This is a genomic window from Microbacterium helvum, from assembly GCF_014779795.1.
GTDB lineage: Bacteria > Actinomycetota > Actinomycetes > Actinomycetales > Microbacteriaceae > Microbacterium > Microbacterium helvum.
Genome location: NZ_JACXZS010000011.1, coordinates 1 through 21,936 on the forward strand (window position 1 = coordinate 1; position 21,936 = coordinate 21,936).

At 71.4% G+C, this 21,936-nt stretch carries 12 protein-coding genes; 1 reads left to right on the top strand and 11 read right to left on the bottom strand.

All coding sequences use genetic code 11. From position 1 onward, the window contains the following. The 9 genes from IF188_RS15530 to IF188_RS15570 all read right to left on the bottom strand — a co-directional run. Positions 1–668, bottom strand: a 668-nt coding sequence (locus IF188_RS15530; protein ID WP_224751979.1) for a DUF5684 domain-containing protein, incomplete at its 3' end; no start/stop codon positions are given. After that, entirely contained in the window at positions 665–3,229 is a 2,565-nt protein-coding gene (locus tag IF188_RS20610) for a transglutaminase domain-containing protein (protein ID WP_191172720.1), read from the bottom strand. The genes IF188_RS15530 and IF188_RS20610, both read right to left, overlap by 4 nt. Further along, entirely contained in the window at positions 3,226–4,632 is a 1,407-nt protein-coding gene (locus IF188_RS15540) for a DUF58 domain-containing protein (protein WP_191172721.1), read from the bottom strand. Before IF188_RS15540 ends, IF188_RS20610 begins: the two co-directional genes overlap by 4 nt. Then, the gene (locus IF188_RS15545) at positions 4,629–5,594 is read right to left on the bottom strand and encodes an AAA family ATPase (RefSeq protein ID WP_191172722.1); all 966 of its coding nucleotides are present in this window, start codon (positions 5,592–5,594) and stop codon (positions 4,629–4,631) included. The genes IF188_RS15540 and IF188_RS15545 overlap by 4 nt, the downstream gene beginning before the upstream one ends. An 84-nt stretch (positions 5,595–5,678) precedes the next feature. After that, positions 5,679–12,056: an Ig-like domain-containing protein gene (locus IF188_RS15550; RefSeq protein WP_224751980.1), complete on the bottom strand. Its 6,378-nt coding sequence runs from the start codon at positions 12,054–12,056 to the stop codon at positions 5,679–5,681. Positions 12,057–12,076: 20 nt separating this feature from the next. After that, a complete protein-coding gene (locus tag IF188_RS15555; protein WP_191172723.1) occupies positions 12,077–13,222 on the bottom strand; it encodes a serine/threonine-protein kinase in 1,146 nt (381 codons plus the stop codon). Between the two features lie 149 nt (positions 13,223–13,371). Next, entirely contained in the window at positions 13,372–14,031 is a 660-nt protein-coding gene (locus IF188_RS15560) for a spermidine/putrescine ABC transporter substrate-binding protein (protein WP_191172724.1), read from the bottom strand. Between the two features lie 287 nt (positions 14,032–14,318). Next, positions 14,319–14,912 (bottom strand): hypothetical protein, encoded by a 594-nt coding sequence (locus tag IF188_RS15565; protein WP_191172725.1) that lies wholly within the window; start codon positions 14,910–14,912, stop codon positions 14,319–14,321. 191 nt (positions 14,913–15,103) lie between these two features. Further along, a complete protein-coding gene (locus IF188_RS15570) occupies positions 15,104–16,243 on the bottom strand; it encodes an ABC transporter (protein ID WP_191172726.1) in 1,140 nt (379 codons plus the stop codon). A 152-nt stretch (positions 16,244–16,395) separates the two neighbouring features. Here IF188_RS15570 and IF188_RS15575 point away from each other — a divergent pair, with 152 nt between their 5' ends. Beyond that, on the top strand, positions 16,396–17,043 hold the full coding sequence (locus tag IF188_RS15575) for a hypothetical protein (protein ID WP_224751981.1): 648 nt from the start codon (positions 16,396–16,398) through the stop codon (positions 17,041–17,043). Between the two features lie 38 nt (positions 17,044–17,081). Here IF188_RS15575 and IF188_RS15580 read toward each other — a convergent pair whose 3' ends face one another. Together IF188_RS15580 and rpoC are read right to left on the bottom strand one after the other, a co-directional pair. Further along, positions 17,082–17,696 carry a hypothetical protein gene (locus IF188_RS15580; RefSeq protein ID WP_191172727.1) on the bottom strand — a complete coding sequence of 205 codons (615 nt, stop codon included), beginning with the start codon at positions 17,694–17,696 and terminating at the stop codon, positions 17,082–17,084. A 347-nt stretch (positions 17,697–18,043) separates the two neighbouring features. Further along, positions 18,044–21,916 carry a DNA-directed RNA polymerase subunit beta' gene (gene rpoC / locus IF188_RS15585; RefSeq protein WP_191172728.1) on the bottom strand — a complete coding sequence of 1,291 codons (3,873 nt, stop codon included), beginning with the start codon at positions 21,914–21,916 and terminating at the stop codon, positions 18,044–18,046. Positions 21,917–21,936: the final 20 nt, after the last annotated feature.

Below are 21,936 nucleotides of genomic sequence, written 5' to 3' on the forward strand. Positions count from 1 at the left end.
GAGGCGGGTGCCGGCGCCGGGGCCACGGGGGCGGCGGCCGGGGTCACGGGGGCGGCGGCCGGGGTCGTCGACGGAACGGCAGGAGCTGCCGGCTCGGCCGGCGCGGCGGCCGGAGCCGCCGCGGGAGGCGTGTACGCCGGCGGCGGCGCGAAGCCGCTCACGCTGGGGTCCGTCGCGACCGGGGCGGGGAACGCCGCAGGCGCACCCGAACGCGCGACAGGGGTCGGGAACGGGGGCAGCGGCGGCAGACCGGCCGCGGCCTCGGCGGCACGCCGGGATGCGGCATCCACTTCTCGTCCGACCCAGCGCGCACTCCCCCAGCCGATCACCGAGGCCCAGACCGGGAACGCCAGCACACCCAGCACGGTCATGCCGGTGCCGTAGCCGAAGGCGACGCTGACGCGGTAGACGGCGAACACGAACACCACGACCAGCGCGATCGCGCCGAGCACGGGGAAGAACGCGAGCAGCAGCCACCAGCCCGACATGCCCGCGAGCTGCAGCACGACGACGGCGTTCAGGATCGGCACCCAGGCCTTCCACGACTCGACGCCGGACTTGCGGAACACCGCGGACAGCGCGAGCGCGATCCAGACGTAGACGGCCGCGGACAGCAGCAGACTGATCAGCGACCCGACGAGGGCGGCGGTGGGATCGGTGGCGTTCATGGCGTGGGACGCACGGGCTCAGCCCGTCGTCTCCCCCTTTCGGCAAGTCGGGCCTTCTCGGCGAATCGGGTGCGCGAACCGGATTCGGACCTCAGCGGGCGGAGCAACGATCTCAACGATACGGTCGCACGGGCTCCGCGCCAGAACCCGTTCTCACGGCGCAGTTCTCGGCGCTCGGCGTCGATCGCGCGCCAGTAGGCCTCGGCGTCCTCGCCCGACATCGCCGCCGGCGAGAACACGGCCCGGTCCGCGTCGCGTGCGAGGTCCGCACCGGCGGGCGTCGCGAAGGCCGCGGCGAGCTCGCTGCGCGTGGCTGCCGGCACCGCCGTGCGGCCGGCATCCACCGCCGCGTCGACGTACTCGTCCCAGCCGCCGGCGACCCGGTCGGCCGGTGCACCCGCACGCCGGCGCCGGCGTCGCCGCCCCGCCTTCGTCCAGATGATGGCGAGGAACGGCCCGAACGCGAGCGCGAGCAGGAGCAGCGCGATGCCGCCGACGCGCAGGATCGGCCAGAGCCAGGCGAGGTCGACGGCCGCCTGCGGGTCATCGACCGCGTCCGAGCCGGAATCCTCCTGCGTCGGGTCGGGCGGCACGACCTCGTGCACCGAGTCCGGTCGCACCTCGGTCACGTTCTCGGGGTCGCGCTGCTCGGTCACGTCGAGGCTGGGGCTCTGCGTGTACTGGGGCGTGGCGTCGATCGCGACCCAGTCGCCGCCGGCGGACTGCACCTCGGTCCACGCGGTGAGATCCTCGGCGCGGCAGGCGCCGTCGTCGCACGTCGACAGGCCGGGGTCGGCGGTCGCCAGCCGCGCGCCGAGCACGACGCGCGACGGGAAGCCGATCTCGCGCGCCATCAGCGCCACCGCGACGGCGAACTGCTCATCGTCGCCGACGGCCGCCACATAGTTGCCGGATGCTTCCGCACGCGGATCGCTCTCGCGCTCCAGCAGCCGCGTGAACATCGTGTCGATGCGGGCCAGCGAGTGGCCGGACGCGCTGGGCTGGAAGGCGTAGTCGCCGAGGGACTCCGCCCACGCCGGCGTCGACTCGCCCTCGGTGAGCCCATGGCTGAGGTAGCCGCGCTCGCGCAGCAGCTTCACCAGGCCGGCAAGCTCCGCACCGCCGGACCCGGACGCGTGCGCGTCCATCCACGCACGCAGGCTGTCGGGTGCCGCCACGCCGCCCGTGCCCCCGGGCGCCTTGAGGTCCTCGAGGTCTCCGGACGCGGGCGCGACCGCGTGCACGACATACGAGTCGCCGGCCGCGAGGCCGCCTCCCGCGGTCTGCACACCGGCGGCCGCGGCGGCGTTGTAGTAGAAGCGATCGGCGAGCGAGGCCGACCGGTCGCCCGAGAAGTCGACCGACTGCAGGCGGCCGGCCGTCGGCATCCAGATCTCGTCCCACGTGCCGATCTCGACCCGCAGCGCGATCTCGTCGCCCGCACCCGCGTCGAGCGTCGACGGCACACGGACGAAGCGGCCGGCGTCGACGGCGCCCTCGCCGCCCGAGCGGAACACCTCGCCGTCGTACGCGTCGAGCGTTGCGATGCGCACGCGCTCGGGCAGCGTGCCCGACGCCGCCTCGACGGTGAAGAGCACATCGGCGGCGCGGTCGTCGGCGAACAGCGAACGATACTGGGCGAGCGGGCTCACCTCGGCCGACAGGTCGATGTCGGGCCCGACGGCCGAGCGCAGCACGTCGCGGTCCGCCCCACGGGCGGCGTACGGCACGACGGCGACGGCGATCACGAGGGCGCCCGCGACCATTCCGGTGCCGAGCACGGTGCGGCGCCGGTCGGCGCCGGTCGGCTTGCGCGAGATGCGGACCCCGCTGGATGCCGCCGCCCGCTGCAGTGCGCGGATGCGCTGGTCGTGGGTACGCCATGCCAGCCACAGCAGGCACGCGAGGAGCCCCGCGATGCCGATCGCGGTCTCGACCGGCGCGTACAGCGTGACCGGGCCGATGTGCCACGGCGCGCTCACCGACGTGCGTCCGAAGAAGAGGCCGAACGACACCATGACCAACGCCACCGGCACCGACAGGAGCGCCCCGGAGTCGTCGCGCCACGCGAGCAGCAGCACGAGGCACGTGCCGAGAAGGAACACCACGAGGGCGGGCACGAGCAGGTTGCGGTACGAGCCGACGGGCAGCTCGACGGTGATGAGGTCCTTCCAGCCGAACACGAGGCCGTTGCCGAGCTCGACCAGTCCGCGCAGCAGCTCGGGCACCGCCCCCAGCCGCGACGGCACCGCGAGCGGTACGCCGACCAGCAGCAGGGTCACGGCGATCGTGCCGGCGACGATCGCGGCGTTCCACCGCCGCCACCACGCGACCGCGGCGATGCCGCCGCCGAGGAGCGAGCCCGCCACGACGAGCACCAGGAAGCTCATGGATCGGTAGATCGGCCAGGCCGCCACCGCTGCCACCACGACGATCAGCACCGCGAAGGCGACCCCGGCGGCGATGCGCGGAACGAAGGGCCCGGGGCGCTCGGCCTTGACCGGACCTGTCGTCGGACGCCCGGCATCCACCGATCCGACCACCGGGATCGCGCCGCTCACGAGGTCGCCCCTCTCAGCAGCAGACCGGCCAGGTCTTCGAGCGTGCCGACGGTCAGGACGGTCATGCCCGACACCGGCTGCATGCGCGGGTGCGCGCGCTCGTCGCAGATGAGCCCGACGACCTCGGTGCCGGCCGGGAACGCGAGCGCCGCCTGCTGCAGGCGCGTGAGCGGCACGCGCGACCCCACCACGACGAACGCGATCGACAGACGCTCGCCCGACTCGGCCGTGAGGCGGCACACGTCGCCGACGGGCATCGTGCTCTCGAGCATGTCGACGCCGCTGAACCCGTCGAGCATGGGACGCGGCGCCGCCGACGGGATGTGACGGATGGCGCGCAGGCGGCCGCGCACCACCCGCGGGATCTCGGAGCCCACCACGATCTGCACGTCACGGGCGTCGTGCACGGCGCGCAGGCCGAGCGACGCGGCGCACGAGACGGCCAGTTCGAACTCGTCCGCGTCGGCGTACTCGGCCGTGGCCACGCCCAGCACCACGGCCATGCGCGAGCGGCGGGACTCCTCGTACTGGCGCACCATCAGCCGGCCGGTCTTGGCGGTCGACTTCCAGTGGATCTGCCGGCGCGAATCGCCCGGCGCGTACTCGCGGATCGCGTGGAAAGACATGTCGGCGTCGACGAGACGTCGCGTCGGGCTGCCTTCGAGGTCGCGGATGAGGCCCGCGCTCGTCGAGGGCAGCGACGTGGTGCGCGGATGCACGTACAGCTCGTGGATGTCTTCGAACGCACGCTCGCGGTGCAGCAGCCCGATCGGATCGCTGCGCACCGTCGTCGCCGGACCCACGGTCACGATCCCGCGGCGCAGGCCCGGGATCTCCAGCGGCTGCGCGATGTGGTGCCCCGGCCGCAGCAGCGGCACGCCGAACTCCACCAGTCCGTCACCCACGGGGATGTCGATGCGCCCCGGCAGCGACAGCCGGTGACCGTCGTTGCGCACCACGATCTCGCCGGCGACGTCATCACCGGCGACGACCCGCTCGTGCGTGAGCGTCAGGTCCACGTCGTACGAGCGCGCCCCGAACAGGAACGGGATCGCCGCCACGAGGAGGACGAGGGATGCCGCCCCCGCGACCATCCACTCCACCCAGCCGAACAGCATCCCCAGCACGAGGCCCACGGTCGCCGCGAACGCCACCAGCACGCCGGCGGGGCGGATCGTCTCGCTCGCCCATTCGGCCGCCGTGCGCACGCCCGAGCCGGCGGCACGCCACACACCCGTCCACCACACGGCGGCGCGCACGAACGCGCGCGACCGCCGCGACCGGCCGGTGCTGCCGAACGCGGTGCTCGTCGAGGTGACGTGCGTGCGCCCGGACGCGCCGGTGCGACCGGCGGTGCCGGTGGAGTGGACGGTGCGGGTGAGCCGCGACTCTTCGAGGGTCATGCGGTCTCGCGGCGTGAGGGCGGGGCGACGTCGAGCAGCACCTGGCCGACGACGGTCTCTTGCGTGACGCCGTCGAACTCGGCCTCGGGGTGCAGGATCAGGCGGTGCGAGAGCACCGGCACCGCGAGCGCCTTGACGTCGTCGGGTGTCGCGTAGGTGCGGCCCTGCGACGCGGCGCGCGTGCGGGCGGCGCGGGTGAGCGCGAGGGCGCCGCGGATGCTGACGCCCAGGCGCACCTCGTCGGCGGTGCGGGTGCTGTCGACCAGGCGCGCGATGTAGTCCAGAACGAGCGCGTCGACGTACACCTGCGCGCCGAGATCCGCCATGCCGACGAGGGCCTGCGGCGTGATGATCGGCGTGAGCTCGGCGGTCGCGACCGCGGCGCCGTCGAGGATCCGGACGGTCGCGGCGTGGTCGGGGTAGCCGAGCGAGGTGCGCATCATGAAGCGGTCCAGCTGCGCCTCGGGCAGCCGGTAGGTGCCGGCCTGCTCGACGGGGTTCTGCGTCGCCAGCACGAGGAACGGCACGCCGACCGGCCGCGAGACGCCGTCGATCGTGACGCGCCCCTCTTCCATGACCTCCAGGAGCGCGGACTGCGTCTTCGGGCTCGCACGGTTGATCTCGTCGGCCAACACGATGTTGGCGAAGATCGGGCCCGCGTGGAACTCGAACACGCCCTCCTTCTGGTCGTAGACGCTGAGGCCCGTGATGTCGGACGGCAGCAGGTCGGGCGTGAACTGGATGCGCGTGTTCGTCCCCTGCACCGACTGGCCCATGGCGCGGGCGAGCGACGTCTTGCCCGTTCCGGGGACGTCCTCCAGCAGCACGTGCCCGTCGCTCAGCATCGCGGTCAGCACGAGCTCGACGACGTGACGCTTGCCGAGCACCGCGCGCTCGACGTTGTCGGCGATCTGCCGGAACGTCTGCGCGAACCAGTCGGCCTGCTCCTGCGTGATGGTCATGTCGTGTGGTTCCTCTGGTGTGGGGGTTGTGCGGTGTTCGTGTGGGGAGGGTGGATGCCGGCGGCCGGGGTGCGGTGGGCCGGGTCAGGGGGTGGGGTCCGGCGTCGGCTCGGGGTCGGGGGCGCCGGGTGAGCGGCCTCGCACCCAGGCAGCGCCGTCCCAGTACGCGGTGTCCCAGTTGCCCAGCACCACGTACTCACCCTTGTCCCAGATCGTGGTCTGCCCGAGCGCGCCCATACCTCGTAACTGGTCGAGGTTGTCCGGGATCCGGTCGTAATCCGAGATGAAGTGTCCCGGTTTTCCGGCCACGACACCCGTCGGCAGCGGCTCGGGCGCTTCGCCGCGCTGCCACTCGCCACCGTCCCAGTACGCCTTGCTGTAGTTGCCGAGGTTCACATACTGTCCCGGTGTCCAGGCAGCGGTCTGGCCGAGCGAACCCATGCTGCGCAGTTCGTTGAGGTCGTAGGGAATCCGGTCGAAGTCCGAGACGAAGTGCCCCGGGTCGCCGGCGACGACGCCGGTCGGCAACGGCTCGACGGACGAGCACGACGCCTGCGCGAGTTCGGCGCTCCGGACCCGGGAGAGCCCCCAGTCCTGGCCACTCCAGTCCACGGTCACCCGCACGCCGGTGACGGAGGCCGCGCCGGCCGGAACCGTCGTGCGGTTCGCCGTGTCGGTGATGTCCTTGCCGCGCTTGCTGAAGTAGCGCGCCGCGGAGTAGTCGAACGTGATGTCCGCCTTCGAGTCGGTGGACTGTCCCGCCGCGGTGAGCGTGCCTCCGCCCACGCACGATGTGATGCCCCACGTCGCCTGCACCTGGTACGGCGCGCTGCCCGACTTCGGCGTCACGGCCGACCAGTCCGTCGCGATGGGCCACCGGTCGTGCACGTAGCGCACCTGGATGCCGGGATCGCTGCCGATCACGGTCGTGCTGCCGTTCCACCCCGAGAACTCGACGTGGTTGTTGTTCGGCACCTTCTCTTTCGACGTGGGGGCGCTGCGGATGATCCACTCGGCGTGACCCTCGCTCACGTTCGGCGTGCCGTCCACCACGAAAGTCCAGCCGGTCGGCGCATCGCCGGACTGACGCGCCTGCACGGTCTCGCTGTCTTCGGCACGGCCGTACGACCGTTCGCCCCACACCGACTCGACGCACATGCGGTACGAGTACTCGGTGCCGTCGTCGACGGTGAAGGTCTTCGACGGCCCGCTGTCGGCGACGCACCGCTGACCCTCCGGCACGAAGCCGTAGCGCAGCTTCGAGCCGTCGCCGTTGGCGACCGCCGTCCCGGTCGCGGTGATGGTGGACTTGCCGTCACCGCTCGATTTCGAGGTCAGCGTCAGGCTCGGCGACTGCGGCTCGCCGACGCCATTCGTCGTGACCGTGACCGTGCCGCCCGACGCGACACCGGCCAGCCCCGCCGGGATCTCGAAGCGCGAGTACGGCGTGATCGTGACGATCGTCGCCCGGTTCGTGCCGATGCGGTAGGAGGGCACGTCGACGGTGTTGCGGTTGCCGTTGACCGGCACCCGGACCGTCTCGCCGGTCTCGCTGCGGATCTCGAGGCTGCCGGTCGACGCCGTGTCGATGCCCTTGATCGAGAGGGAGACGACCTCGCCGCGGCCGTCGCCGGTGACGACGGGTGCCGCCGTCACGTCCGTGGGCGCCGGCGGCGTGTCGTATGCCCAGGCCACCGTGCGCACGCTGCCTTTGGACTCGCCGACCGAGTTCACCGCCCACGCCTCGTAGGTGCGCTGCTCGCCGTTGGGGGCCTCGATCGGCGGGCACGACCCATCGGCCTTGCACTCGGCGACGTCCTTGCCGTCGACGCGGATCACGAAGCCGGTCAGCGCCGGGTAGGCCAGCCGCGACTCTCCCGGGTCGACGCGCAGCGTGACGGTGCCGTTCGCGTACGAGGACTGCACGACGCTCGCCGGCGTCTTCGGGTAGCCCAGCAGGTCGAGCAGCACCCGGCCGTCGCGCTCCGAGCTCGTCACGCGTCCCTGCGCATCGCGCACCGAGAACGCCGCCGTGCAGGTCGCGCCCGGGGCGTCGCCCGTCCACGTCGCCGTGACGGCCGTCGCCGATGCCACCTGGAAGCCGACGCCCGCGCACGATCCGGTCGGGCGCACCTCGACGAGCTCGAGCGGCGTCTTCGGCAGCGGGTTGACCTCGTCGGCCAGGCCGATCACGGTGAAGGTGCACGACGAACCCGACGACTGCGTGCACTGCTGCGTCACCGAACCGCCCTGCGGCAGGGTCGACGGCGCCGCCCCCACGCGCAGGATCAGACGGGCGGGCGCCACGGCGGTGTGGCTCGTGACCGAGACGATGACGACCTCTTCCGAGCCCGGGACGGCACGATCGGTGCCCGTCACCGTCAGCGTGGAGCCGTCCTGCGAGACCTCGAAGGCGCCGCCGGCATACTCCGTCGTGTAGACGATGCCCTCCCAGTCGGCGCGCAGCTGCCACGTGGTCATCGTCTTCAGGTCGTACGTCGTCGTCTCGCCCGGGCCGACCGTGATCGACGCGGGGTGCAGTTCCGGCTGCGGGTCGCGCGGGGTGACGGTGACGGGGACCGACAGATATGTCCAGTCCGTCTTGCCCTCCAGGCGCACCGGCACCTGACAGGCGTCCACCCACGGCGCGCCCGTGCCCGCGTCGTAGCGCACCGTCGTGCCCGACTCCAGCGAGCACGTCGCTTCGGCACGCGCACCGGACGCCTTCAGATCCGCGCCGAGCTCGATGCTCGTGCCCTTCGGGCGCGCCACGAGGTCCGTCATGTCGAACGAGACCGATTCCTGCTCGGTCACCGTCGGGGTCGTGGCCTCCGCGCGCAGCGTCAGTGCCAGGTCGTCGTCTCCGGGCACGCGCAGGAAGCCGTAAGACGTCACCTCGTCGCCGGAGGCGTTGGTTCCCGTCACCGCGAACGGGATCAGCCTGGTCTTCGGCGGCAGTTCGCCACGCAGCTTCGAGCCCTCCACCGTCACGCCGTCGGGCTCACCCCACAGCGACAGCGTCAGATCGGCGACGTCACCGCCCGACCACGTCACCTTATCTTCGAGGACGTCGACGCCGCGCGGGAAGTCGTCTCGCGTCTCGACCGTGAGATTCGTGTCGGCGACCACCGGGAAGTCCGGCACGTTCTCGCGCACGACCCTCACCACGATGAGCCCGCGGCCGGTGTTGCCCGACGTCGATTCGACGTCGTACAGGAACGACATGGTGGTCGGCTCCGAACCCGCCGCGATGACGACGGTGGCGTCGTCGATGTCGAGCACCTGCTCGTTCAGCCGGGCGTAGTCGGGGTTCTCGCTGCCGTCCATCAGCGACGTCGGGACGTCCGGACGGATGTCGGTGATCTTCAGCGCACCCATCGTCGGATCGACGTCGTTCGACAGCGGGCTCACGCGGATCGTGCTGTCTTCACCGGCCTGCACCTGCACGTAGTCCGTGTACGTGATCGGGCTCGGGTTGGCCTCGCTGTCGAGCACGCCGACGCGGACCGTGCCCTCGGCGCTCTCGCCGAACGAGTCCACGACGCGGTAGCGGAACGAGACCTGCCCCTTGTCGCCCGGAACGCTCGAGTACAGGATGGATGCCCCGTCCGCGGCGATCGTGGCGGCACCACGCTGCGGCTGCTCGACGATGCTGTCCAGCGTCACGACATCGCCGTCCGGGTCCATGCCGAAGCCGTCGAAGTCGATCTGCGCGGACTGGCCGCTGAGCACGCGGCCCTCCATCGTGTCGGCGGTCGGGGCGCGGTTCGCGTCGTCGTCGATGACCTGCACGCGGACCGTCGCGGTGTCGGCGAGCGACGGGGAGCCCGTGGTGAACACGGAGTACTCGACGCCGTACTCGCCCGGCTCGCTGGGGGCGAGGTAGCGCAGCACCTCGCCGGAGGCGAAGGCCAGCGCGTCGGGCGTCGACGAGACCACCGACGCGGGGTTGAGCGTCGGACGCCCGCCGGCCGGCGAGATGTCGTTGTCGAGGACGGGGATGTCGATCTGGGCTCCGGCACGCACCACGATGGTGTCGTCGACCGCGATCGGCGCCAGCTCGGGTGCGGGCGGCAGCAGGTACACCGTGGCCTGCCCCTGGACACGGGAACCGGCATCCTCGGTGCCGTCGCTGACGAGGTAGGTGACCGTGCCGAGGCGGCCGGGACTGCCGTCGGCCGTGGTGCCCGACACGCGCAGGTGGTTCTGGCCCACGGCGTCGACCGACAGCGTCGCGCCCTCGTCGGCGCGGGCGATCACGTCGCTCAGCAGCAGCACGCGGCGGGTCGGGTTCGAGACCGCGTCGAACACCTCGAGCGTCACGTCCTCGCGCGGGTGGACGAACGCGACCACGGGCGACGTGGCCAGCTGAGCGGGGGCGTCGGCGGGCAGCAGCGTGATCCGCGCGGTGCCGTTGGCCTCGCTGGTGCCGTCGGTGACGGTGAAGTCGACCCGGTAGGTGCCGGGATCCTTCGCGGTGAAGTCGAACGAGGTCGAGCCGCCGACCACGGTCGCGGTCGCCGCCGCGTCGTCGAGCACGCGGACCGAGTCCAGCGACAGCGTGCCCGCCGTGCCGGTCACGTGCTCTGCGACATCGACGGTCAGGCTCGACGCGACCGTGTCGGTCACGGCGAACGACTGCACGGCGAGCTTCGGCTGCGACGAGACCTTCACCACGAGCGCCTTGACAGTCGTCTGACCCTGCGTGTCGGCGACCGTCACCGCCAGCTCGATCGTCTGATCGCCGGTCTGGCCGTCATCGCTGTGCTGGTACACGACATCGCCGCCCGGTGTCGATGCGACGCTGCCGACACCGGAGGGGTTGTCGACCGACAGCAGCAGCAGCGGGTCGCCCTCGGGGTCGACCCACCCGTTCAGCACCGGCACCGTGACCGTTCCGCCGAGGGCGACCTCGGGCTGCGGCCACTCCACGAGGCAGCGCTCGACGCCGCACCACTCCGGCGCGGACTCGGCACCGGGGCCGGCCACGTTCAGCGTCACCGTGGTGGGCTCGGAGTTCAATCCGCCCTCCGCGGTCCCGTCGGTCACCCCGTACGAGAAGGTCGCCGACCCGCTCGCGTCGGGCGCGACCTGCACGGCGAAGCGCTGACCGTCGTCGGTGACCGACACCGTGCCGAAGGCCGGGTCGAGCCCGTTCACGGATGCCGGGTCGATCGTCAGCACGTCCTCGTTCGGATCGTGGTCGTTGAGCAGCACCGGCAGCGTCGCCAGCGCGCCGGCGCGCACGCCGAACGCGTCCGGCTCGGCGATCGGAGGCTTCGGGTCGAGCACGACCTGCAGCTCTTCGTCGCTGCGCACCGCGTCGGGGTCGGTGCGGTCATCGAGGGTCCAGTCCTGGCTGGAGGGGATCAGCGCGCCGTCGGGGACCGACCAGGCCCACCCCGAACGGGTCTCGTTCAGGATGACGGCGGTGTTACTGGCGACGAACACCGGCCGTCGGGTGTCGCCGATGCTCTGGCCGTTGTAGTCGAGCGGCACGGTGCCGTCGTCGGAACGCCACAGCAGTCCGTCGGCGTCGCCCTCGCCGAGCCATGCGGCGTAGGTCACGCCGTCGTGGCTGACGGGCTGGGCGGGCGTGCCGACCACGGCGCCGGTGCCGCCGCCGACCTCGACCTGCATGTCCGATCCGTCCACGGGCACGCGCACGAGGGTCGTGTCGTCCGCCAGGTAGACGCTCGTGCCGCGCGCGTCAGGGGTGCCCACCACGACGGTGCTCGTCATCGGCGCCCGGGATGCGGCATCCTGCCCGCGCAGCCACACGTCGCCGTCCTCGGTGTCGACGACCGCCCAGGTGTCGCCGGCCGCCGTGATCGCCGGCGTCGCGAGGCCCTCGGGGTCGAGCGCGTCGCGACCGCGCACCTCGCCGTCGCGGACGCTGTAGCGCAGCACCGAGCCGTCGTCCCGCGAGTACGCGAAGAGCATGCCGCGCGCGTCGACCGCGATCGCATCCGCGGTGTACTGCGGTGCGTTCTCGTCGTCCGACGGGAACGGATCGAGCTTGCCGGCGGGACCGCCGGAGAGCCGACCCGCGTACACGGCGCCGGAGTCCGTGAGGTAGGCCGCGTAGTCCCCCGCCGTGACGACCTCCGTCGTGCCGGCCGGGGTCTTCTGCGAGGTCTCCAGCGCCTCTTCGTCGAGATCGGCGGGCATCGATTCGTCGATGCGCGTCACGGTGCTGTAGCTGTCGCTGAACAGGTAGGCGCCGTCGCCGGTCTGCACCACCTGGTCGGGGTTGCTGATGCTGCGGACGGTGTCGAGTTCGCCCACCGAGGTGTTCACGCGCGCGTAGCGGCGGCCTTCGCCGGTCTGCAGCGCCCACACCGCGGTGTCGACGTCAGGCGTCTCCTGCGCATCGAGCCCGGGCCAGACGACGCTCACGCCGATGACGGCGGCCACCACGGCGCCGGCAGCCACGAGTCCGAACAGGGTGCCCCGGCGCATGGGACCTCGCGAAGCGGCCATCACAGCACCCCTGCGGCCACGAGCGTGACGACGACCGCTCCGGCGCCGACGACGAGGCCCGCGCCGATGCCGATCACCCACGGCAGCACGCTGCGGCCGGCGGCGCGACGACGTGCGGGGGCCGAGATCTCGGTGTCTTCGTCACGGGCGAGACCGGCGACACCGGTGCCGGCGCGCGACTTGCGCGTGAGGTCGCGTTCGACCCGCGAGCGGGCGGGGCCGCGCAGACCCGAGTCGGCGAAGTCGACGGGAGCGGATGCCGGCGACCACTCCGCGTCGGGGATCTCCAGCGGCGTGGGCGACAGCCCGAGCTCGGCCTGCACCGATCGCAGCGCCTCGCCGAATGCGCGGGCGGAGTCGTAGCGCTGGGCGGGATCGCGGTTCATCGCGGTCGCGAGCACCGACTGCAGCGAGACAGGCACGTCGTGCCGCGGGATCTCGACGTACGCGGCGCGTGCGATGCGGCGCCGCAGCAGGTCTTTGGTGTTCTGGCCGCGCTCGCGCCGCTCGAACGGGCTGTGTCCCGCCAGCAGCGAGTACACGGTGGCCCCGAGGCTCCAGACCTCGCTCGCCACGGTGCCGCTGGTCTGCTCGGCGACGACCTCGGGCGCGCTCCACGGGATCGACATCGCCAGCACCTCGCCGCCGCTGCGGCGCTGCAGCGATGCAGAGATGCCGAAGTCGGCGAGCACCGGGGTGCCGAAGGTCGTGACCAGGATGTTGCTCGGCTTGACGTCGCGGTGGATCAGACCGGCACGGTGCGCGGACTCCAGCGCGCTGGCCATGCGCACGCCGATCGCCAGCACCTCGTCGACCGGCATCCGCTCCACGCGGTACCGCTGCGACAGCGAGCCGGGGCAGAACTCCATGACGATGTAGGGCCGTCCGTCGGCCGAGATGCTGGCCTGGTACACCGTGACGATCGAGGGGTGCGCCGATAGGTGCGCGAGCACATCGGCCTCGGCGTTGAACATGCGCCGCAGCTCGGGATCGCGCACGTCGCTCGGCATGACCTTGACCGCGACGTTGCGGCGGGGCATGTCCTGCTCGTAGAGGTAGACATCGGCGAAACCCCCGGATCCGAGCGGGCGGATGTAGGCGAGACCGGGAAGGATCGGGGGCGCCGAAGGAAGCCGTGTGGCCACCGCACCTCCCGTTCCGAACGACTGTGTCTTCGTGCGCGCCCCAGGCGCGGCAACAAACCTGGCTAGCCTAACAAAATCGACTCTGAGAACTCGCCACGGGGTACCCGGGTACCTCGTGGGCGCGCACGCTCACCCGCAGATTGCTGGACTCAGTCCAACTCTTCGGGCTCATGCGGGTCGAAGGGAGCGTCCAGCGACCGCGTCAGATCGGCGAGCATCGCCTCGATCTGCGGCTCGACGTACTCGGCGACGGCCGCCTGGATCCGCAGCCGATGGTGCAGCAGGATGGTGCAGACCTCGCGGCCGACCATGTTGGCATAGTCGTCGGCCAGCCCGACCTCCTGGCGCAGCGCGGCCTTGGCCTCTTCGCTCAGCGGCGGCAGCGCGGGCACACCGGCGTCGGCCTCTTCGGCGAGGCCGGCGATCGTGAACAGGAACGGCGCACCGGGTACCGGGTCCGGGTCCAGCGGCAGCCCCTCGAACTCCGGGTCGAGCCCCTCGGTCGGGCGATAGCTGCGGGCACGATTGCGGGTCGCCTGCTGATCGAGCTCCGCCTGCAGCATGGGAAGGTTCAGCGCCGTGTACTCGGCGACGGCGCGGTCGACGATCGTCTTCATGCGCGTCGACAGGCCGTGCTGCACGCCGTGCGGAACGTCGGCCCCCAGCCCGGCGGCCGACAGCACGGGCGAGCCGAAGCACCGTCGGCAGGGGGCCGTGCGGCCGCGGTGCGTGGCCGGCTCCCAGCGCGGCAGCCACACGAGCCAGGCGTCCACCGCCTGGCTGACCTGGGTCTCGAGCGACCGCTCCACGGGGTCAACGGTAGTACGCGGCATCCTCCCCCGCCCCCATTTCCCGCCCCGGAATCCCCCGCCCCATCCCCACCGACCATGCCCCTCCGTCGCCGACTATGCCCATCCGCCGCCGACCATGCCCGGCCCCGTGCCGGGCACGGTCGCGCACAGGAGGGCATGGTCGCGTGCGACAGGGCATGGTCGCGTACAAGAGGGCATGGTCGCGTGCGACGGGGCATGGTCGCGGGGGGGGGAGGGAGGGATGCCGGCGGCTGGGGCCGGAAGCAGCGGTCGGGCGACCGGGATCAGGGCTCGTCGGGGTTCTCCCACGGCCACCGCGGCCGACGTGCGCGCGTGCGCACCAGGGCGATCCCGGCCCACGCGCTCACGAATGCCGCGCCGGCGACGACCGCCCCGAACCACGAGGTCGCGAGGCGCCCGGCGACTCCGGTCGCGAGCGCCAGGTCGGTGCCGGTGGCGACCGCGGCGATCAACACCCCGCCGATGTAGGCGAGGAAGGCGGCGGCCGTCGTCCACACCACCCCCCAGAACGAGGGCTGCCACGTACGCACGATGCCCGTGGAAGCGCCGACGGCTTCGGAGTCCGCGGCGGTCTGCCGTGCGCCGGCTCCTGTCGTGCCGGCGGCATCCACTCTCTCCCCTGCTTTCGCGATCGCGGCCCACAGGCCGCCTGCGAACGCGAGCACCGCGAGGATCATGCCGACGACGCCCGGGATCTGGCCGAGACCCGGGGTGGCGATGACGTCCTCACCGGTCGCGAGGCTCACCATGCCGAGGCCGAAGATCGAGAGCGCAGCGAAGCCGATCGTCGCGAACGTGAGGGCGACCGCCGGGCGCACCGGCCCTCCTGTTGCACCTGCCGAACCCTGCGCGGCCATGCTTCCAGGGTACGTCGGCCGCCCCGCGCGGGGGCCGGCCGGTCGGGGCCGGCCGCCGGCATCCATGACTCGTCGGCGTCTGCGCGCGAGACAGGGGATCCTCGCCGAGCCCGAGGGCGACGCACCCCGTCTCGACACGAATCCCCGGTCTCGACGAGACCGGGGATTCGTCGGGCGCAAGACCCGAGCGACTACGGACGCACGAGCTGCGGACCCGCTTCGAGGGTGCGCTCGTACTCGCGCTGCGCCTCGATGTTGAGCTCGGTCACGCGCTTCGCGCGCGCCGCAGCCCAGGCGCCGAACCAGATCGTCAGCTCACGGCCGATCACGAAGGCGCCGAACGCGAGCGGGGTCAGCAGTTCGCTCTCGGCGAGGTCGGAGCCTTCGCTGGCGGTGAGCTCCCAGAACGGCGCCTGGAACAGTGCGCCGAGGATGTGACCGCCGTAGGCTGCGACGCCCACCAGCAGACCGAAGATCACCCAGGCTCCCCAGCGGCCGCGGTTGATGATCGCCCCGAGCAGCCAGAACGCGAGGAAGAACACCACGACCGGCACCCACAGCGACCATGTGCGAAGCGCGTCGACGACCGAGGTGCCGATGTTGTCGCCGGTCACATCACCCTCGATGGCGCGCACGCCCAGGCCGAGCGCGAGGTACAGCACAGCGAAGGCGAGCGCCGCGAGCAGGCCGATCGCTCCGGCCGCGGCGCGGTTGCCACGGGGACGCGGCGCCTCGGGCGCCTGGACGAAGATCGGCTGAGCCGCCGCGACGACCGCGGCCTCACCCACGACCGGCTCGCTCGGGGTGATGACAGGGGCGTCGGCGACCGGTGCCGCGACGACGGGTGCGTCGACGACCGTCGGCGCATCATCTGCCGGCGACGCGTACACGGCGGTGTCGGCCGGAGTCGCTGCGGGGATGTCGAGGGATGCCGCCTCCGCCGAATCCCAGGGGTCGGGCTCTGCGGCGTCAGGCGCCGCCGTCGTCCCGACCGCGGTCTCGGACGGGACGGACTCTGCGGGCGTCGCATCGGCCGGGGCCTCTGCCGACGCGTCGACGGGTTCCGCGGACGATCCGGCCGCGGAGTCGGGCTCGACGCTGGTGTCGGCATTCGCGACGGCGTCGGCGTCGCCCGCGCCGGCGTCGCTCGCGCCGGCGGCGTCCGCCGTCGCGTCACCGGCCGCGGCGTCCGGACCGGACGCGGCCGGCGCGTCGACACCGCGCCCCGCGGCCTCCGCCTCGGCGAGGCCTTCGTTCGCGCGGCCGACGACGTCGTCGACTCCACCGGGCTCTTCGACGGGCTCGCCGTAGGACGACTTGGGGTCACTCATCGTCAGCACTCCTCACGTCGGGGCCGGTGCCCCGCAGTGCGACAGTAGCCCGTGGGCTCGCGCATGCCACGCAGGCGTGCCGTGCGCGGCGTGGACGCCTCACGCCGCGCGGCGCAGTGCGCTCCGGCGGGGCGAGCGCCTAGCCTGGGGCGATGGCATCCCCAGCGACGCGACTGGGCCCCGCGACGGCCGGCCCCACGCACTCCCGCACGCCGAGACCCGCGGCGGCGCGATCTGCACTGATCGTGGGGACCATGGTGCTGGCGCTCACGGCGCTCACCGCGTGCGCGCCGGACGGCGAGCCCGACGGGGGCTTCACCTTCACCCCGACGCCGTCGACGGGCACCTCGGCGACGCCGACGCCCACCCCGACGGCGACCGCACGTGCCGAGATCCCGACCGACTGCCGCGCCATCCTGAACGCCGACGTGCTGGGTCAGCTCGAAGGCGTCCCGCTCAACGACCCCGCGTTCGGCGCCTCCGGCACGCAGCCGGACGGAAGCCTGATCTGCGTGTGGGGCGATCCCGCGGCCGACGCCACCAGCCTCGTCACCACGATCACGTACGTGTCGCGGGGCCCGGCGCTGGATCAGCTCAACGAGCTCGCCGACGAAGAAGGCTTCACCTGCTACACGCCCGACATCGGCACCCGCTGCGAGAAGGCCTGGCAGGACCCGAACTACCCCGTCACATCAGGTCGGACCCTGTACTGGCGCGACGGCGTGCTCATCGACACCAAGTACTCGAACCTCGCACCCACGGGGTACACGTCGGCCGTGGTCGACGCGATCTTCGGCTGAGACTCTCGAACCCTGAGGCCCTCGAACCCTGAGGCCCGCTATCCGAACACCTCGCGCTGCAGCCGCGCGCCGAACGCCTTCGGGTGCCACCCTGTCTCGACGCTGACGAGCCACAGTCCGTCGCGCAGCGTGTGGTCCTCGACGACGTCGCCCTGCGTGCGGGAGCAGTCCAGCGTCTCACCGGCGGGTGCGCACGCGAATCCGTCCGCTTCGAGGGACGCCTCGGCGATCGCCGAGGCGTCCGCGTCGATCCTGGCCAGCGTCGTCACGATGCCGCCCGTGTCGAACCGCCACGCGCACGTCACCACGACGTCGGCGCTCACCGCGTCGGCGAAGGCCCGCGCCTGCGTCGCCGGCTCTGCGTGGGTCTGGTTCAGAAGCGAGCCGGGGTGCCAGGTCAGCTCGTTCCACAGATCGTCCGAATAGAGCGACCGGCAGTCGACCTGCTCCCCCGCCGCGACATCCTGAGCGGGAGTCGGCGCCGCCGTCCGGGTCGGAGCCGGTGCCGTGGCGCTGCGCAGGGTGTCGCCGATCCAGGCGATCGACACCGGGACCATCGGCAGCGCCAGCCACACCAGCGCCGCCACGACGCCCGCGCACAGCATCCCGGCGGGCACCGCGATCCACGAGTTGCGCCCGCCGATCCGTGCCATGGTCCCCCCGACCGTCACCCCCACGGTAGATCGGAGAGGTGGATGCCGCACCACGGCGCGCGGCGGCCCCGGTCGTTCCCGTGCTCGCGGCCGCCGGCATCCCTCGTCCCCTGGTTGTTCATCCGTCACAGATGTACGCGAAACGCGGGCTCGCACGTACATCTGTGACGGATGAACGGCAGGAGGTTGGCGGCAGGGGCCGGTCGAGGCCCGGCGGGACGAGGCCCCGCGGGCGGCGACGGCGCCGGGAACGGCGGGCGGGAACGCCGAAGGGCCCCGGCAGTGTGAACTGCCGGGGCCCTTCGCTCGTCACGTCAGGTTCCGGTCGGTCGGACCGGAGGCGGGACTCAGTTGTAGTCGGTCGAGAAGCCGTCCGTCGAGAAGCTGTCGAAGTCGACGTAGCTCAGGTCGGCGTCGGTGTACGCGCCGTCCGAGGCGAAGATGCGGTTGGGGTACCGCTCGCTCTTGGCCTCTTCCGTCGCCTCGACCGTGACGTTGCGGTACTTCGCAAGTCCGGTTCCGGCGGGGATGAGCTTTCCGATGATGACGTTCTCCTTGAGGCCGACGAGCGGGTCGCTCTTGCCCTCCATGGCCGCCTGCGTGAGGACGCGGGTGGTCTCCTGGAACGACGCGGCCGACAGCCACGACTCGGTCGCGAGCGACGCCTTCGTGATACCCATCAGCTCGGGACGACCCGACGCGGGACGCTTGCCCTCGCCGACCGCCTCGCGGTTGATCTGCTGGTAGCGCTTGAAGTCGACCAGCTCACCCGGCAGCAGCGTGGTGTCGCCGTGGTCGACCACGGTGACCTTGCGCAGCATCTGACGGACGATGACCTCGATGTGCTTGTCGTGGATCGGCACACCCTGCGAGCGGTACACGCCCTGGACGCCGTTGACGAGGTACTTCTGCACCTCGCGGGCACCCTGCACGCGCATGACCTCCTTGGGGTCGAGCGTGCCGACCTGCAGGGGCTGACCGACCGTGACGCGCTGGCCGTCCTCGACCAGGAGCGTCGCGCGCTTCAGGACCGGGTAGACGTGCGGCTCGTCGCCGTTGTCGGGCGTGAGGATGACCTTCTTCGACTTCTCGGTCTCGTCGATCGTGATGCGACCGTCGGCCTCCGCGATCGGCGACGCGCCCTTGGGGGTGCGGGCCTCGAAGAGCTCCTGCACGCGGGGAAGACCCTGCGTGATGTCGTCGGCCGAGGCCGAACCACCGGTGTGGAAGGTGCGCATCGTCAGCTGCGTGCCGGGCTCACCGATCGACTGGGCCGCGATGATGCCGACGGCCTCGCCGATGTCGACGATCTTGCCGGTCGCGAGCGAACGGCCGTAGCACTTCGCGCAGACGCCGACCGCCGAGTCGCAGGTGAGCACCGAGCGCACCTTGATGGACTCGACACCCGCCTCGACCAGCTTGTCGATGAGCACGTCGCCGACGTCCTCACCGGCCGAGGCGACGACCTCGCCCGAGGGCGAGACCGCGTCGGCCGCGAGCGTGCGGGCGAACACCGAGTTCTCGACGTTCGCGTCGCGCACCAGCACGCCTTCGCTGTTCGGCGCTGCGATGACGAACTCCAGGCCCTTGGTGGTGCCGCAGTCCTCTTCGCGGATGATGACATCCTGCGAGACGTCGACGAGGCGACGCGTCAGGTAGCCCGAGTCGGCGGTACGCAGGGCCGTGTCGGCCAGACCCTTGCGGGCACCGTGCGTCGCGATGAAGTACTCCGCCACCGACAGACCCTCGCGGTACGAGGAGATGATCGGACGGGGGATGATCTCACCCTTCGGGTTGTTCACCAGGCCTCGCATACCCGCGATGTTGCGGATCTGCAGCCAGTTACCACGGGCGCCCGACGAGACCATGCGGTTGATGGTGTTGTCGGCCGGGAAGTGGTCGCGCATCGCCTTCTGGACCTCGTCGGTCGCCTCGGTCCAGATCTTGATGAGCTCCTGACGACGCTCGGCGTCGGTGGTGAGACCCTTCTCGAACTGCGCCTGGACCTTCGCGGCCTGCTTCTCGTAGCCCGCGACGATCTCGCCCTTGTTCGGGGGCGTGAGGATGTCGCTGAGCGCCACCGTGACACCCGAACGGGTGGCCCAGTAGAAGCCGGCGTCCTTGATGCGGTCGAGGGATGCCGCGACCTCCACCTTCGGGTACTCCTCGGCGAGCTTGTTCACGATCTGCGACAGCTTGCCCTTGTCGGCCTGCTCGCGCACGAACGGGTAGCCCTTGGGGAGCGTGTCGTTGAAGATCGCCTGGCCGAGCGACGCGTCCACGAGACCGTGGCGCTCGTAGCCCTCGGGAGCCTCGCCCTCGAGGAAGGCGAGACCGGGGATGCGGATGCGGACCTTGGCCTGCAGGTCGAGGGTGCCCTCGTCCTTGGCCAGGATCGCCTCGCCCACCGAGCCGAACACACGACCCTCACCGGCGGCGCCCTCCTTGACCGTGGTCAGGTGGTGCAGGCCGATGATCATGTCCTGCGAGGGCAGGGTCACCGGGCGGCCGTCCGACGGCTTCAGGATGTTGTTCGACGCCAGCATCAGGATGCGGGCCTCGGCCTGGGCCTCGACCGACAGCGGCAGGTGCACGGCCATCTGGTCACCGTCGAAGTCGGCGTTGAACGCCGCGCAGACGAGCGGGTGGAGCTGGATGGCCTTGCCCTCGACGAGCTGCGGCTCGAACGCCTGGATGCCGAGACGGTGCAGCGTGGGCGCACGGTTCAGCAGCACCGGACGCTCGCGGATGATCTCTTCGAGCACGTCCCAGACCTCGGGGCGCGTGCGCTCGACGGCGCGCTTGGCGGCCTTGATGTTCTGCGAGTGACCGAGGTCGATCAGGCGCTTGATGACGAACGGCTTGAAGAGCTCGAGCGCCATCTGCTTGGGCAGACCGCACTGGTGCAGCTTCAGCTGCGGACCGACGATGATGACCGAACGGCCCGAGTAGTCCACGCGCTTGCCGAGCAGGTTCTGGCGGAAGCGACCCTGCTTTCCCTTGAGCATGTCGCTCAGGGACTTCAGGGCGCGGTTGCCGGTACCCGTGACGGGGCGACCGCGGCGGCCGTTGTCGAACAGCGCGTCGACGGCCTCCTGCAGCATGCGCTTCTCGTTGTTGACGATGATCTCGGGGGCACCGAGGTCGATCAGGCGACGGAGGCGGTTGTTGCGGTTGATCACGCGACGGTACAGGTCGTTGAGGTCCGAGGTCGCGAAGCGGCCACCGTCCAGCTGCACCATCGGGCGCAGCTCCGGCGGGATCACCGGGACGACGTCGAGCACCATCGAGGCCGGGCTCATGCCGGTCGACAGGAACGAGTTGACGACCTTCAGACGCTTGATCGCACGGATCTTGCGCTGGCCCTTGCCCTCAGAGATCTGCAGGTGCAGGCTGTCGGCCTCGGCGGCCAGGTCGAAGCTCTCCAGGCGACGCTTGATCGACTCGGCGCCCATGTGGGCCTCGAAGTACTGACCGAAGCGGTCCTGCAGCTCGTGGAAGATCTCGTCCTCGCCCTTGAGCTGGCCGACCTCGAGGTTGCGGAAGTCCTCCCACACCTTCTCGAGGCGGGTGACCTGGTCGTCCGCGTTCTTGCGGATCGAGGCCATCTCCTTCTCGGCGGCGTCCTTGACCTTCTTCTTCTGGTCGGCCTTGGCACCCTCCTCCTCGAGCGCGGCGAGCTCCTCCTCCAGCTTCTGGAGGCGGGCGGCGACACGCGCGTCGCGGCGGTCGGCGAGCGTCTTCAGCTCGAGACGGATGTTGTTCTCCTGCGTCGAGAGGTCGCGGTGACGCGCCTCCTCGTCGACCGAGATCACCATGTAGGCGGCGAAGTAGATGACCTTCTCGAGGTCCTTCGGCGCCATGTCGAGCAGGTACCCGAGGCGCGAGGGCACGCCCTTGAAGTACCAGATGTGCGTGACGGGCGCGGCGAGCTCGATGTGGCCCATGCGCTCACGGCGGACCGAGGACTTGGTGACCTCGACGCCGCAGCGCTCGCAGACGATGCCCTTGAAGCGGACGCGCTTGTACTTGCCGCAGGCGCACTCCCAGTCGCGCGAGGGTCCGAAGATCTGCTCGCCGAACAGACCGTCCTTCTCGGGCTTCAGGGTGCGGTAGTTGATGGTCTCGGGCTTCTTGACCTCGCCGTAGGACCAACGACGGATGTCGTCAGCGGTGGCCAGGCCGATGCGAAGCTGATCGAAAGTGGTTGATTCGAGCACTGGTTCTCCTGTGTCGGAAA